This is a genomic window from Dactylosporangium thailandense (assembly GCF_059739745.1).
On the sequence record NZ_AP029195.1, the window covers coordinates 5,008,538 to 5,020,392 of the forward strand.

General features: G+C 70.8%; 15 protein-coding genes. 7 read left to right on the forward strand and 8 right to left on the reverse strand.

The genetic code is table 11. The features are described from left to right. Positions 1-36: 36 nt before the first annotated feature. The gene (locus tag AC6JBM_RS21735; protein WP_497985404.1) at positions 37-1,284 is read right to left on the reverse strand and encodes an ABC transporter substrate-binding protein; all 1,248 of its coding nucleotides are present in this window, start codon (positions 1,282-1,284) and stop codon (positions 37-39) included. A 338-nt stretch (positions 1,285-1,622) separates the two neighbouring features. Here AC6JBM_RS21735 and AC6JBM_RS21740 point away from each other — a divergent pair, with 338 nt between their 5' ends. Continuing rightward, positions 1,623-2,450, forward strand: coding sequence for a DeoR/GlpR family DNA-binding transcription regulator (locus tag AC6JBM_RS21740; protein WP_497985405.1), 828 nt, complete (start codon positions 1,623-1,625; stop codon positions 2,448-2,450). Between the two features lie 256 nt (positions 2,451-2,706). Continuing rightward, positions 2,707-3,240 carry a hypothetical protein gene (locus AC6JBM_RS21745; RefSeq protein ID WP_497985406.1) on the forward strand — a complete coding sequence of 178 codons (534 nt, stop codon included), beginning with the start codon at positions 2,707-2,709 and terminating at the stop codon, positions 3,238-3,240. Between the two features lie 155 nt (positions 3,241-3,395). Here the strand turns inward: AC6JBM_RS21745 and AC6JBM_RS21750 are convergent, their stop codons facing one another. Further along, positions 3,396-3,608, reverse strand: coding sequence for a tautomerase family protein (locus tag AC6JBM_RS21750; protein WP_497985407.1), 213 nt, complete (start codon positions 3,606-3,608; stop codon positions 3,396-3,398). Between the two features lie 10 nt (positions 3,609-3,618). Continuing rightward, positions 3,619-4,362 carry an SDR family oxidoreductase gene (locus tag AC6JBM_RS21755; RefSeq protein WP_497985408.1) on the reverse strand — a complete coding sequence of 248 codons (744 nt, stop codon included), beginning with the start codon at positions 4,360-4,362 and terminating at the stop codon, positions 3,619-3,621. Positions 4,363-4,463: 101 nt separating this feature from the next. On the opposite strand from AC6JBM_RS21755, the gene AC6JBM_RS21760 reads away from it, so the two are divergent. Continuing rightward, on the forward strand, positions 4,464-5,312 hold the full coding sequence (locus AC6JBM_RS21760) for an MmyB family transcriptional regulator (RefSeq protein ID WP_497985409.1): 849 nt from the start codon (positions 4,464-4,466) through the stop codon (positions 5,310-5,312). A 26-nt stretch (positions 5,313-5,338) separates the two neighbouring features. On the opposite strand, the gene AC6JBM_RS21765 is transcribed toward AC6JBM_RS21760, so the two are convergent. Both AC6JBM_RS21765 and AC6JBM_RS21770 read right to left on the reverse strand, forming a co-directional pair. After that, positions 5,339-6,571, reverse strand: a complete 1,233-nt coding sequence (locus tag AC6JBM_RS21765) for a YncE family protein (protein WP_497985410.1) — start codon at positions 6,569-6,571, stop codon at positions 5,339-5,341. Then, positions 6,568-7,329: a polysaccharide deacetylase family protein gene (locus tag AC6JBM_RS21770; RefSeq protein WP_497985411.1), complete on the reverse strand. Its 762-nt coding sequence runs from the start codon at positions 7,327-7,329 to the stop codon at positions 6,568-6,570. The genes AC6JBM_RS21765 and AC6JBM_RS21770 overlap by 4 nt, the downstream gene beginning before the upstream one ends. Positions 7,330-7,446: 117 nt before the next feature. On the opposite strand from AC6JBM_RS21770, the gene AC6JBM_RS21775 reads away from it, so the two are divergent. Then, entirely contained in the window at positions 7,447-7,821 is a 375-nt protein-coding gene (locus tag AC6JBM_RS21775; RefSeq protein ID WP_497985412.1) for a hypothetical protein, read from the forward strand. A gap of 13 nt (positions 7,822-7,834) precedes the next feature. Here the strand turns inward: AC6JBM_RS21775 and AC6JBM_RS21780 are convergent, their stop codons facing one another. After that, complete coding sequence (locus AC6JBM_RS21780; RefSeq protein WP_497985413.1) at positions 7,835-8,479, reverse strand: hypothetical protein; 645 nt, start codon at positions 8,477-8,479, stop codon at positions 7,835-7,837. A gap of 97 nt (positions 8,480-8,576) precedes the next feature. Further along, positions 8,577-9,386 carry a hypothetical protein gene (locus tag AC6JBM_RS21785; protein ID WP_497985414.1) on the reverse strand — a complete coding sequence of 270 codons (810 nt, stop codon included), beginning with the start codon at positions 9,384-9,386 and terminating at the stop codon, positions 8,577-8,579. A gap of 314 nt (positions 9,387-9,700) precedes the next feature. Here AC6JBM_RS21785 and AC6JBM_RS21790 point away from each other — a divergent pair, with 314 nt between their 5' ends. From AC6JBM_RS21790 to AC6JBM_RS21800, 3 genes are read left to right on the forward strand one after another with little or no spacing between them, the layout of a single operon-like run. Continuing rightward, positions 9,701-10,015, forward strand: a complete 315-nt coding sequence (locus AC6JBM_RS21790) for an ArsR/SmtB family transcription factor (protein ID WP_497985415.1) — start codon at positions 9,701-9,703, stop codon at positions 10,013-10,015. A 1-nt stretch (position 10,016) separates the two neighbouring features. Further along, positions 10,017-10,490: an SRPBCC family protein gene (locus AC6JBM_RS21795; protein ID WP_497985416.1), complete on the forward strand. Its 474-nt coding sequence runs from the start codon at positions 10,017-10,019 to the stop codon at positions 10,488-10,490. Continuing rightward, positions 10,487-10,759 carry a YciI family protein gene (locus AC6JBM_RS21800; protein WP_350621582.1) on the forward strand — a complete coding sequence of 91 codons (273 nt, stop codon included), beginning with the start codon at positions 10,487-10,489 and terminating at the stop codon, positions 10,757-10,759. The genes AC6JBM_RS21795 and AC6JBM_RS21800 overlap by 4 nt, the downstream gene beginning before the upstream one ends. 7 nt (positions 10,760-10,766) lie before the next feature. Here the strand turns inward: AC6JBM_RS21800 and AC6JBM_RS21805 are convergent, their stop codons facing one another. Continuing rightward, positions 10,767-11,831 (reverse strand): methyl-accepting chemotaxis protein, encoded by a 1,065-nt coding sequence (locus AC6JBM_RS21805; protein WP_497985417.1) that lies wholly within the window; start codon positions 11,829-11,831, stop codon positions 10,767-10,769. Between the last annotated feature and the right edge of the window lie 24 nt (positions 11,832-11,855).

An 11,855-nucleotide genomic window follows, 5' to 3' on the forward strand; every position in this document is an offset into this window, starting at 1 on the left:
CGCCGCGCCGGCGGACCGGCGCGGCGCCCGGGCGGGCTACTCGATCACTGAGGACCAGGACTGCTGCGACTTGTTCAGCGCCTCGTCGACAGTCGACTTGCCGGTCAGCACGAGCTGGAGCTGCTCGTCGAAGGTGCGCATCAGGTCCTCGGACTTGGGCAGGCCGACGAACTCGTTGGCCGGGTAGCCCTGCTGGTAGATGTCGAAGGCCGTCTTGAACATCGGGTCACTGTTGCTGAAGTCGGGCGTGGCGTTCTTGTTGCCCGGGAAACCGTTCGCGATCGTGCTCAGCTTCGCGTTGGTCTCCTTGCTCATCAGGTACGAGACGAACTTGAACGCCTCGGCCTTGTGCTTGGTGGAGTTGGAGACGCCGATGCCCCACGAGGCGTACGGGATGCCGCGCTTGCCGGTGTAGCCGTCCTCGGCCGGCAGGGGCGCAACCTCGAACTTCAGGTCCGGCTTGTTCTTCTTGATCAGGTTGATGTGCGCGAGCGAGTCGATCATCATGCCGACCTGGCCGTTGGTGAACTTCTCGACCTTGTCCTGCTCTTTCATGGTGAGCGAGCCCGGGGCGATGACGCCCGCGTCGTTCAGGCTCTTCACGTAGTTGACCGTGCTCTTGACCTGCGCGCTGGTCAGATCGGGCTTGCCGTCCTTGAGCATGCTGCCGCCGGAGGCCCAGAGCCAGGACATGACGTCGTTCTGGATGCCGTTGGGCACGGCCGTGTCGAGCGGGAGCGCCCAGCCCTTCACGTCGCCGCCGGTCGCGCTGATCTTCTTCGCGGCGTCGAGGAACTCGGTGCGCGTGGCGGGCACGGTGGCGACGCCGGCCTTGGTCAGCAGGTCTTTGTTGACGAAGAGCGGGTAGACGAAGTTGACCACCGGGATCATGTAGGTCTTGCCCTTGACCTGCACCTGGCTGGCGAGCTGGCTGGCGTCGTAGTTCGAGTCCGACATCAGCTTCGACATGTCGGCGATCGCGCCCTGCTTGGCGAAGTCGTTGACCCAGGCGCCGTCCAGGCCCACGACGTCGGGGAGGGTCTTGGACGCGGCGCCGGTGATCAGCTGCTGCTTCGTCGAGGCGTACGGAGCGCTCAGCAGCTTGATGTGGATGTTCGGGTTCTGCGCCGTGAAGTCATTGATGATCTTGTCAAACTCACCGGACGGAAGCTCGGCCCCCCACCACTGGGCGAACTCCAGCGTCACGTTGCCATCCGAGGCGGTGTCGCTCGAGTTGCTCGAGCCACACGCCCCCACGAACGCCACCAGCGCGGCCGCCGTCACCGCTCCTAACGCCCGCTTCAGCCGGGATGTGCGTATCACCATGGCGCGCTCCTCCTATATCGAGTTCCTTCTGTTCTATGCCGCGTTGGCGTCACGTTAGCAGCGTGTTACAGATCAGGACAAGAGAAGAACCGCAGGAAGCTGCGAACTATGGCAGACTATTGCGCCATGAGGCAGAAACTGGCACTCGGCAACCGCGCTTCTGGCTGCACTTTTCCCAGACAGCACCCGGGTTTGGCCGGATCTGCCCGTCCTTGCGGGTCTTCGCGGGTCCGTGCACGGATGTCCTCAGTAGACCCGCAGATGTGGCATACTCCCGCACTGACGAGGGGGGAACTGTGAGCGTTGGCAAGGACGAGCGGCAGCGTCATCTACCTGCGGGGCGCAAGGCTCAGCTGGCCGCGTACGTCGCCGACGCGGGTCAGGTCACGGTGGGCGAGCTGGCCGAGCGCTTCGGCGTCTCCATTGACACCGTGCGGCGCGATCTCGACCAGCTGTCTGCCGACGGGATCCTCGTGCGCACGTACGGCGGCGCCGTCAGCCTGTCCACGGTCTCGCGCGTCGACCGCACCGTCGACCAGCGGCTCACCGTGCAGGAGCAGGAGAAGGAGAAGATCGCGGCGCTGGCCGCGGGGCTGGTCCAGGACGGCTCGACCATCATGATCAACGGCGGGACGACGACGCTCGCGCTCGCCCGCAACCTCGTCCAGCACCGCGACCTGACGGTGGCGACGAACAACCTGCTGGTGCCGGGTGCGCTCCCGTCCACGGCGATCCGCGACATCTACGTCTTCGGCGGCGCGGTGCGCGCGCTCACCCTCGCCACGATCGGCCCCGTCAGCTTCCGCGCGACCGCCGGCGCCGAGCTGGACATCAGCTGCGATCTGGCGCTGATCGGCGTCGGCGCGGTCGCCGCGGACGCCGGCTACACGACAAGCAACCTCGCCGAGGCCGCGATGATGCAGGAGATGATCTCCCGCGCGGCCCGCGTGGCGATCCTCGCCGACTCCTCCAAGTTCGGCCGCCGCCTGTTCGCCCAGGTGTCGGAGCTCGCGGCCGCCGACTACCTGATCACCGACACCGCGCCGCCGTCCGACCTGCGGGACGCCCTCAAGGCGAACGGCGTGGAGGTGCTGACCCCGGCCAAGGCCCTGGCTCCAAGGTAGGCGCGAGCGCTCCTGCCAGTCCTGCGCGGCGGGCCCGGGCACCGCCGCGAGCAGCGACACCTGCAGCTCGGTCGCGTCCAGGGGCAGCACCGCCTCACGCACGGGCTGCATCAGCCGCCGCGGCCTACCTACGTCAGCGGCGGTGACCCGGCCCAGCGAGGCCGAGGCGTTCTGCCGTGCCGATGGCCGGGCGTTCGGATCTGCTGCCCGGTCGGCACTCGCTCGTCTCGCCTTGTCGTCCTGTGAGAATGGATGCATGACGCGCACGGTCGAGGGAGTCCGCATCTTCCGAGGTCCCCAAGGAAATCCAGAGGGCGCGCTCCGACGCTTCACCGGCAGGACCGAGAGTCACTCACAGGCTTCACTTGGTCGCTGTAAGGAGTTGCTGATCGCGGTCACGCACTGGATCCCGCCGCGCGATGCGCTACCAGTCAGCGTCGAGGACTGGAAGGCCCACACACCGGACTGGTTCGTGCGTGCCTGCGCCCCGGAGATGTCCATGGCCCAGGCCGAAGAAGAGCTACAGGCTTGGAGGGCACTCGACGAAGCGGGAAAGCTCCGCTACCAAGCCGAGCAGCCGTGGACCTTCGCCAACTGGATCGCATGGTTTGACGACTCATCCGACCCGCAGCGCCCGTGGCGCTGGTGGAACGGCGGGACCAACGATGATTCCGAATTCTGGATTGAAGTCGAAGTGTTCGAGGACCCTACGGCTGTCGGCACCCTGACTTGGATGATGCGTGCAGCCGGGGCACAGAGCGTCATCGAGGGCGGTTCCCACGACCGGTAGGGCTGGTCAGCCTCGCGCCGCTGAAACGCCCTGTTCGGCCGCCGACCGTGCGCGGCGGGTCGGCGGTGGACCGAATCACGATCACGCACTGTCGCAGAGCTTCTGGGGCCGCGGCCGTCACCAGCGGCCGGACGCCGTCGCCGCGCGCGATTGGATCAGGGCGCGTCGCCGTTGATCATTGCCGCGGTCAGGACCCGGCCGCCGATGCCCCAGCCGCCGTCGGGTACCTCGTCGACGAGGATCAGGGTGTTCGGGCGGGCGATCTCGCCGTACAGCTGGACGAACAGGTCCGTCGCGGTGTTCACGATGTGCTGCTTCTGCTCGTCGGACAACGTGCCCGCCGGCACCTTGAAGTTCGCGAATGGCATGAAATCTCCTTTAGACGATGCCGCCGTTGGCGCGGATGGTCTGGCCGTTGACCCAGTGGCCGGCCGACGAGGCGAGGAACGCCACGACGGCGGCGATGTCCTCGGGCGTGCCGAGGCGCTCCAGCGGCGGCTGCTGGGCGAGTCGCTGGATCGTGGCCTCGTCCTTGCCGTCGAGGAACAGGGCGGTCGCGGTCGGGCCGGGCGCGACGGTGTTCACGGTGACGTCGCGGCCGCGCAGCTCCCGGGCCAGGATCAGCGTCATCGCCTCGACGGCGCCCTTGGTCGCGGCGTATGGGCCGTACGACGGAAACTGCAACCCGACGATGGACGTCGAGAACTGGATGATCGCGCCGCCAGGACGGACGCGGCGCGCGGCCTGCTGGTCGACGACCACGGTGCCGCGGACGTTGGTGCGGTGCAGCCGGTCGAACTCGGCGAGGTCGAGCTCGGCGATGGTCTGCAGGTGCATGCGGCCGGCGGCGTGCACGACGACGTCCACGCCGCCGAAGGCCGCCTCGGCCCGGTCGAACAGCGTCGCCACGGCGGTCTCGTCGGCGACGTCGGCCTGCACGGCGATCGCCTCGCCGCCGGCCGCCTCGATCTCCTTGACGGTCGTCGCGGCCTCGGCGTGGTTGCCGGCGTAGGCGACGACGATCTTCAGCCCGTCGGCGGCGAGGCGGACGGCCGCCGCCCGGCCGATGCCGCGGGAGCCGCCGGTGACGACGGCGACGCGGCCGGTTGTCGTAGTGGTCATGGGCACCACTGTGGGCGCCGGGCGGGCCGGGATACAGACGGCGTCTACCGGGGGGACGCCATCCCCTGTCTCGCGGCCGGTCCGCGGGAGACACTGGAGTCATGGACCTGGCCGAGCTGGGCGCGTTCCTCAGGTCGCGCCGTGATCGCATCCGCCCCGCCGACGTCGGGCTGCCGGCCGGGCCGCGGCGGCGGGTGCCGGGGCTGCGCCGCGACGAGGTGGCGCTGCTGGCCGGGGCCTCCGTGGAGTACTACATCGAGCTCGAACGCGGCGCCGGCGCCCAGCCCTCGGAGCAGATGCTCGCCGCCCTGGCGCGGGCGCTGCGGCTGACGATCGACGAGCGCGACCACCTGTACCACCTCGCCGGGCGCCCGATCCCGGTGCCGGGCGGCCCCGCCTCCCACGTGCACCCGGGCATGCTCGACCTGCTCGACCGGCTCACCACCACACCCGCGCAGGTCATCACGGACCTGCACGTCACCCTCGTGCAGAACCGCCTCGCGACGGCGCTGCTGGGCGATCAGCTGCACTTCGAGGGCCCGAGCCGCAGCTTCGTGTTCCGGTGGTTCACGGATCCGGTTTCCCGGGAGTTGTACCCGCAGCAGGACCACGACTACCAGTCCCGCTCGTTCACCGCCGACCTGCGCGCGGCCGTGGCCCGGCGGGACAGCCGCGACCGGGAGGCCCAGGACCTGGTGGCCGCGCTGCTGGACCGCTCGCCCGAGTTCGCCGAACGGTGGCAGCAGCGGGAGGTCGCGGTGCGCCGTGACGAGCGCAAGCGGATCGTCCACGCCACGCTCGGCACCATCGAGGTCAACTGCCTGAACCTGTTCTCCGAGGACGGCCGCCAGCGCCTGCTGTGGTTCGCCCCGGCGGTCGGCACCGACGCCGCCGAGCAGCTCGAGCTCCTCGGCGTCGTCGGCCACCAGGACCTGCTCCCGCACGTCTGACCTCAGCGGTCCGCCGGACGGACGGGTCAGCGCAGGATGCCGGTGTGCCCCAGGGAGTAGCGGCCGGGCTGGGGCCAGATGCACAGGCCGTGCGGCTGGGTGCCGACCTTGATCCTCGCCAGCAGGTGGCCGTCGGTGGTGGACATCGCGTAGACCTCGCCGTTGTACCGGCCCGACAGCCACAGCACGGTGCCGTCGGCCGACACGCCGCCCATGTCGGGGCTGCCCCCGCCCGGGATCTTCCACTTCGCGGCCAGCGTCCCCGTCGCGAAGTCCAGCAGCGAGACGGAGCCCTCGCCGCGGTTGGCGATGTAGAGGTACTTCGAGTCGCGGCTCACGTACAGCCCGTGCGCGCCGGCGCCGGTGGCCAGGAAGGTGCGCACCTTGAACTGGTCGCCGTCGAGGATCCACACGCCGGAGGTGTGCATGTCGGCGACGTACCAGGTGCCGCCGTCCGGCGAGATCTTGACGTCCTGCGGCATGGCGTGGTCGCCGGGCAGGTGCAGCTGGCCGATGACCTCCTGCCTGGCGACGTCGACCTTGATCAGGTCGCCGGAGAACTCGCACGTGGCGATGAAGTAGCGGCCGTCGGGCGAGAAGTCGGCGTGGTTGACGCCCGAGCAGTTCACGGTCAGCTCGCGCACGATCGCCATCGTGTGCGGGTCGCGGAACACGATCTTGTGCCGCGCCTCGGACATGACCATCGCGTACTTGCCGTCCGGGGTGAAGTACAGGTTGTACGGGTCGTCGACCGGGATCGCCTTGCCGAACGTGCCCGTCGCCGGGTCGATCGGCACGAGCGAGTTGCCGGTGTTGTCGTTGACCCACAGGGTGCGCAGGTCCCACGACGGGACCACGTGCTGCGGGCCACCGCCGACCTTGACGGTCTGGGTGACCTTGAACGTCGCCGGGTCGATGACCGACACGGTGTTGCTGCCGAGGTTGGGCACGTAGATGCGGGCCGGGTCGTTGCGGACCCGCTCGGCGAACGCGTTGGGGCGGTCGGCGGCGTAGACGTCGTGCGGGTCGAGCAGCGGCGGCATGCCCGGCAGGCCGGGGCCCGGGCTGGTGGCGGCGCTGCCGCTGGGCTGCGGGCCGCCGCTCATGCCGGGCATGCCGGCCATGTTGGCGGGGGCGTTGTCGTCGCCGGGGCCGGCCGGATGCTCGCTCTGGCCCTTGGTCGAGGTACAGGCGGCGACGAGGGCTCCGAGCAGTACCGAAACGGCGACGATGCGGCCGGTGACGAGACGGGCGGTCATGCGAGCAGCTCCGTGGCCGTGACCGGGCGCAGGCCGCGTTCGCGCAGGCCGGCAAGGAGCTTCGGGATCGCGGTGACCGTGCCCGCGTGCCCGAAGTGCAGGCTGACGATCGAGCCGTTGCGCACGTTGTCGAGGGTGGTCCGCACGACCTTGTCCGCGCCGGGGTCCGTGTAGTCGAGGGAGTCGACGTCGTACGACAGGCAGGTGGCGTATCCCGCCCGCTCGGCCTGGGCCTGGATCCGCGGGGTGCTGTGCTGCGTCTGCGAGGGCCGGAACCAGCGCCCGATCGAGCCGCTGACCTCGCGCAGGGCCTCCGCGCAGCCGGAGATTTCGGCGTACGCCCGGTCGTCGCTCATCGCCTTGATGTCCGCGTGGTTCAGGGTGTGGTTGCCGAGCTCGTGGCCGTCGGCGAGCACCCGGCGGGCCAGCCCGGGCTGCTGGCGCACCCACGCCCCGACGGCCAGGACGGTGACCTTGACGTGCTCGGCGGCCAGCGCGTCGAGCAGCCCGCCGACCACCCCCGGCTCACCCTGCCCGTGAAACGTCAGCGCGACCGCGGGCACGTCCCGGGGCCCGCTGCCGACCTCGGCGGGCAGGGCCTTCGGCGACGGGCGGCCGGCGGCGCTCGGGGCCGGGCCGCTCGCACTCCCCTGGCCGCTGGGCCCCGGGGCCGGCGCCGCCGCCGGGCCGGGGTCGGGGCCGCCGCAGCCGCTCAGGGCCGCGGCGCCGGCCGCGAGCAGGAGGGTCCGCCGATCCATGCGGATGGTCCTTTCGCCACGTGACGGTCATCTTCGGACGACCGGCCACATCGTGCCCGGCGGAACCTGAGAACCAGCCGAATGCCCGGCGGCGGGGCCCGGGTAGGCTTCCCCGCCGTGCCAGCAAGCAAGAGCTCCATCACCGAGGTGCCGTACGACGAGCGCGGGAACCTCCTGTTCTACGTCGACGAGCGGTTCGGCTACTCGTACCTCGACGGCGAGCGCAGCGTGCCGTACACCATGCGCCCGAACGACCCGTTCCGCGCGACGCTGACCGTGGACTCGATGCGGACCGGGCGGTCCGCGAAGTACCTGATCTGGCGGGACGAGCACGGGCACCACTACCCGATGTTCATCTCCGATCTCACGGCGATGCTGCCGCTGGTGACGGTGCGGCTCGGCAAGGTCTCCGGCACCTGGGTCGTGCGCAAGAAGGGCCAGAACTACGGCATCGCGCTCGACGCCGGCCGCACCGGGTCGCCGACTCGGTGAGCCGGCCCGGCGGTCAGCCGCCGAGCTGGCGCACCATGTTCATGATGGTCTCGAGCTGGGCGCCGCCCTTGATCGGGTAGTTCGTGGCGCCGAGGTAGCCCCACCAGTCCCAGCAGCCGTTCGGGTTCACGCCGGAGGCCGCCGCCTGCGGGTACAGCACGATGGTGTTGTTCGTGTCGGCGTACTGGTTCAGGTTCGCCCGGTCCAGGAACGCCGTGCCGACCGCGCCGTACCCCTGCACGCACCCGTGCAGGGCCACCAGCAGCCGGCAGCTCTGACCGGCCGCGCAGGACACGGGCACGTACGCGAAGCCGGACGCGTCCATGCTCAGCCCGGGCGCGTAGCCGTTGACCGCGTACGCGCTCTGCCCGAACTTGACCAGCGTGCCGCGCAGCGGGCCGGTGTTCGGCCCGGCCACCGTGCCGAACAGCTTGCCGAGCAGGTCGCGCTGCGGGTCGGTGCCGCAGGCGTTGAGGTACGGCGAGGCGGTCGACGCGCACGCGACGGGGCCGTACGGCGTGACCCAGGCGTGCCCGGCGGGCGTGGCGGTGTCGTAGCGGACGGAGGCGCCGAAGTCGCGGAAGTAGGTCGCCAGGTCGTCGTTCACGGACTTCTTGACGCTAGTGTCCTTGCCGCCGTGGGCGATGTAGACAGCCATCCGTGCATCTCACATGCTTCGGCCCTGCGGCATGTGGCCCGCCCGGCGTCAGGAGCGCCGCAGGTGCCGGGCCGCGGCGCGCTACGGCGTGCGCCGGCTATCCGGCGAACTGCGACAGGAACGACGCCGGGGCGGCCTGGGTCTCGTTCGCGGCCGGCTTGGCGATCTTCACGGCCTTGCCGAAGTCGCTGAAGGTCGTCGAGGACGTCACGGGCGGGACCTGGCGGCCCACGGCCGGGGTCTTGAACGACAGCGTGGCCAGGTAGCCGTCCTTGACGGTCGCCTCGAAGGGCACGGACTTCGCGGCGTCGCCCATCTGCTTGACCATCTCGGTCGTCAGCGTCGGGAGCGGGTGCTTGGTCAGGTCGAACGTGCCCTTGTACGCGTCCGTCCCGGTCCGCTCGGCCGACACGATCGCGTCGGCGAAGCCCTTCACGTTGGCCGGGTCCTCCGGGTTGCCCAGGCCGAGCTTGGCCAGCGAGGTCTTCGCCCCGTCGACGTGCATCCACTTCTTCGGGTCGACGTTGGGGACCTGGCGGCTGATCTTCACGTAGAGGTCGGTGCCGACGATGATGACCTCGGCGTTGGTCTGCAGCTCGGCCGACGTCACCGTCATCTTCGCGGTGTGGGACTTCTTCGACGGGTCGGTCGAGCCGGTCAGCTTGCTGCCCGCGTTGCCGGGGGTCTGGATCGACGTCGTGTAGCCCGCCGGGCCGCCCGCGAGCTTGTTGAACGCGTCGGTCAGCGCGGCGCGCGGGTCCTTCGCGTTCTCCGCCGCCGCGTTGGCGCTCGCCGCGGGAGTGCCGCCCTTGTCGCTCTTGTCGGCCTTGTCGTCGCTGCAGGCCGCGGTGAACGCGAGCGAGCTGGACACGAGAACCGCGAGCAGCACCCGACGGCTGGCATTCATGTTCGTATTCCTCCAGGTGGGCGGCTCCTTGTCGCCCCCCGGCGAGGGTAACGGTGTCACGCTACACCGCACCGCCGGGTGCACCCCCGAGGTCGAAGCGGCAGCCGTGACTGGCCTTTCGGCCTAGGTGACCTGGGCCGCTGGTCGACACCGCCCGAGGGCGGTGGCGGGATTCGAACCCGCGTCTCCCCGTTAGCAGCGGAAGTAACGGTTGCCTGCGCACCGGGTGTGCGGGCACATCGTGCCCCGGCCGGGCACCCGGGCGCAACGGGGTTTGACCGGCCAATTCGGTAAGTGGTAGCTTACCGTTCGCCATGACGAACATAACGGCGATGCTCACCGCGCTCGGCGACCCGATGCGCCAGTCGATCCTCGACCGGCTCTCGCACGGGCCGATGCCGGTCGGCCAGCTCGCGGACGCGCTGCCGATCAGCCGCCCCGCGGTGTCCCAGCACCTCAGGGTGCTCAAGGACGTCGGGCTCGTGCTCGACCGGCAGGAGGGCACGCGGAGGCTGTACCAGGCCGACCCCGAGGGCCTCGCGCTGCTGCGGGCGCACCTGGACGGCGTGTGGGCGCGGGCCCTGCGGGCGTTCGGCGACCGGCTCGCCATCGAGGAGGAGGAGCACTGACATGCTGCGGACCGTCCAGCCCATCCGGCGCGAGATCGTCGTCGGCGTCAGCGCCCAGCGGGCGTTCGAGGTGTTCACGGCGGACATGACCTCCTGGTGGCCGGCCCGGCACCACATCGGGTCGGCGCCGATCGAGGAGGTCGTCATCGAGCCGCGGGTCGGCGGCCGCTGGTACACCAGACACCAGGACGGCTCCCAGACGTCGACCGGCGTCGTCACGGCGTGGGAGCCGCCCGGCCGGTTCGAGGTGACCTGGCAGATCGGGGCCGACTGGAAGTACCACGACGATCTCGTGACGACGATCGAGGTCTTGTTCGTGGCCGAGGCCGAGCGGCGGACCCGGGTCCGGCTCGAGCACCGCGGCCTCGAGGCCTACGGCGCCGACGCGGCCGCGATGCGCGCGACGTTCGAAGAGCCGGGCGCCTGGACCGGCACGCTGGACGCCTACGCGGCGCGGCTGGGGGTGGCGGCGTGAAGTACGTCGTGCTCTACACCTCGGCGCCGGACGTGGCCGCCACGGCGCCCGCGCACTTCCCGGCGCACAAGCAGCGCCTCGACGCCTTCCACGCGCGCGGCGACCTGCTCATGGTCGGCACGTTCGGCGACCCGCAGGCCCAGGGCTCGATGGCCGTCTTCCGCACGCGCGAGAGCGCCGAGGAGTTCGTGGCCGGCGACCCGTTCGTGGTGCACGGCGTGGTCGCCGCCTACGAGATCCGCGACTGGCACGAGATCCTGACGCCGTAGCGGCGGCTCAGAACAGCTCGATCGCGGCGGGTGCCGCGTCCGCGTCGTGTGCGGCGCCGCCCACCGCGGCGCCGTGCGTCGAGCGCTGCTGGGCCATGACGTGCCGGTGCCGCAGGTCGTCGACGTCGACGACGTGGCCGAGCACCTCCTGGGCGGGCAGCTCGTCGTTGAGGTACCGATGCACGTCGTCGGCGGCCCGCCGCACGTCGGCCACGGCTCCGGCCACGTGCTCGATCATCTGGCGGCTGATGTCCTGGAACTGCACGTGCCCGACGGCGCCGGTGGTCTCGGCGGTCAGCGCGTCGGAGCTGTAGCGGACCTGGTCGGCGGCCTGCACGGTGTCGTTGAGGGCCCGCTCCATCATGGCGGCGACGCCCCGCTGCGCCGCGGCGATCTCGGCCAGGCGGCGGGCGATGGCGCTCGTCGCCCCGGTGCTCTCGGCCGGCGCGTCGGCGACCCGGTCGAAGCCGCTGTCGTCCTCCAGCACCGCGTCGAGGCGGGCGGTGAGGTCGGAGAGGCTCACCCCGATGCCGCCGGCCGCCCCCGCGGAGCGCTCGGCCAGCTTGCGGACCTCGTCGGCGACGACGGCGAAGCCCTGACCCGCCTCGCCGGCGCGCACCGCCTCGATCATGGCGTTGAGGGCGAGGATGTTCGTGGCCCGCGCGACCTCCTCGATGGCCACGACGTGGCTGCGCAGGTCGCGCATCTGCTCGACGAGATTGCGCACCTGGCGGTCGCGCTCGATGAAGTACCGCACGAGCCGGTCGACCAGCCGGGCGTTGGCCTCACCGGCCTCGCCGACCTGGCGCCGGGTCTGTTCCAGCGCCTCGGCCAGGCCGCCGACCTTGCCGGCCGTCTGCTCCGCCAGATCGTCGACGCGCACCAGCTGCGCGACGATGGACTCGGCGGCCTCGGCGGTGTGGCCGACGACGTCGTCGAGGTGGGCGTTGATCACGTCGCAGTACGCCGGCAGTGGCGCCAGCGCGGTGCCGGCGACGTGCCGGACTTCGTGGTCGCCGGCGCGGTCGTCGGCGGGGCGCCTGGCGATGAGCCGGTCCCGCAGCGATGTCACGTGAGCACTCCCTTGGCGGACGTC

Bases quoted from the DNA above. Each gene is read 5' to 3' on its own strand.
- AC6JBM_RS21745 (WP_497985406.1), top strand. From the start codon at position 2,707: ATGACGCGCACGGTCGAGGGAGTCCGCATCTTCCGAGGTCCCCAAGGA.
- AC6JBM_RS21750 (WP_497985407.1), bottom strand. From the start codon at position 3,608: ATGCCATTCGCGAACTTCAAGGTGCCGGCGGGCACGTTGTCCGACGAG.
- AC6JBM_RS21755 (WP_497985408.1), bottom strand. From the start codon at position 4,362: ATGACCACTACGACAACCGGCCGCGTCGCCGTCGTCACCGGCGGCTCC.
- AC6JBM_RS21760 (WP_497985409.1), top strand. From the start codon at position 4,464: ATGGACCTGGCCGAGCTGGGCGCGTTCCTCAGGTCGCGCCGTGATCGC.
- AC6JBM_RS21765 (WP_497985410.1), bottom strand. From the start codon at position 6,571: ATGACCGCCCGTCTCGTCACCGGCCGCATCGTCGCCGTTTCGGTACTG.
- AC6JBM_RS21770 (WP_497985411.1), bottom strand. From the start codon at position 7,329: ATGGATCGGCGGACCCTCCTGCTCGCGGCCGGCGCCGCGGCCCTGAGC.
- AC6JBM_RS21780 (WP_497985413.1), bottom strand. From the start codon at position 8,479: ATGGCTGTCTACATCGCCCACGGCGGCAAGGACACTAGCGTCAAGAAG.
- AC6JBM_RS21785 (WP_497985414.1), bottom strand. From the start codon at position 9,386: ATGAATGCCAGCCGTCGGGTGCTGCTCGCGGTTCTCGTGTCCAGCTCG.
- AC6JBM_RS21790 (WP_497985415.1), top strand. From the start codon at position 9,701: ATGACGAACATAACGGCGATGCTCACCGCGCTCGGCGACCCGATGCGC.
- AC6JBM_RS21795 (WP_497985416.1), top strand. From the start codon at position 10,017: ATGCTGCGGACCGTCCAGCCCATCCGGCGCGAGATCGTCGTCGGCGTC.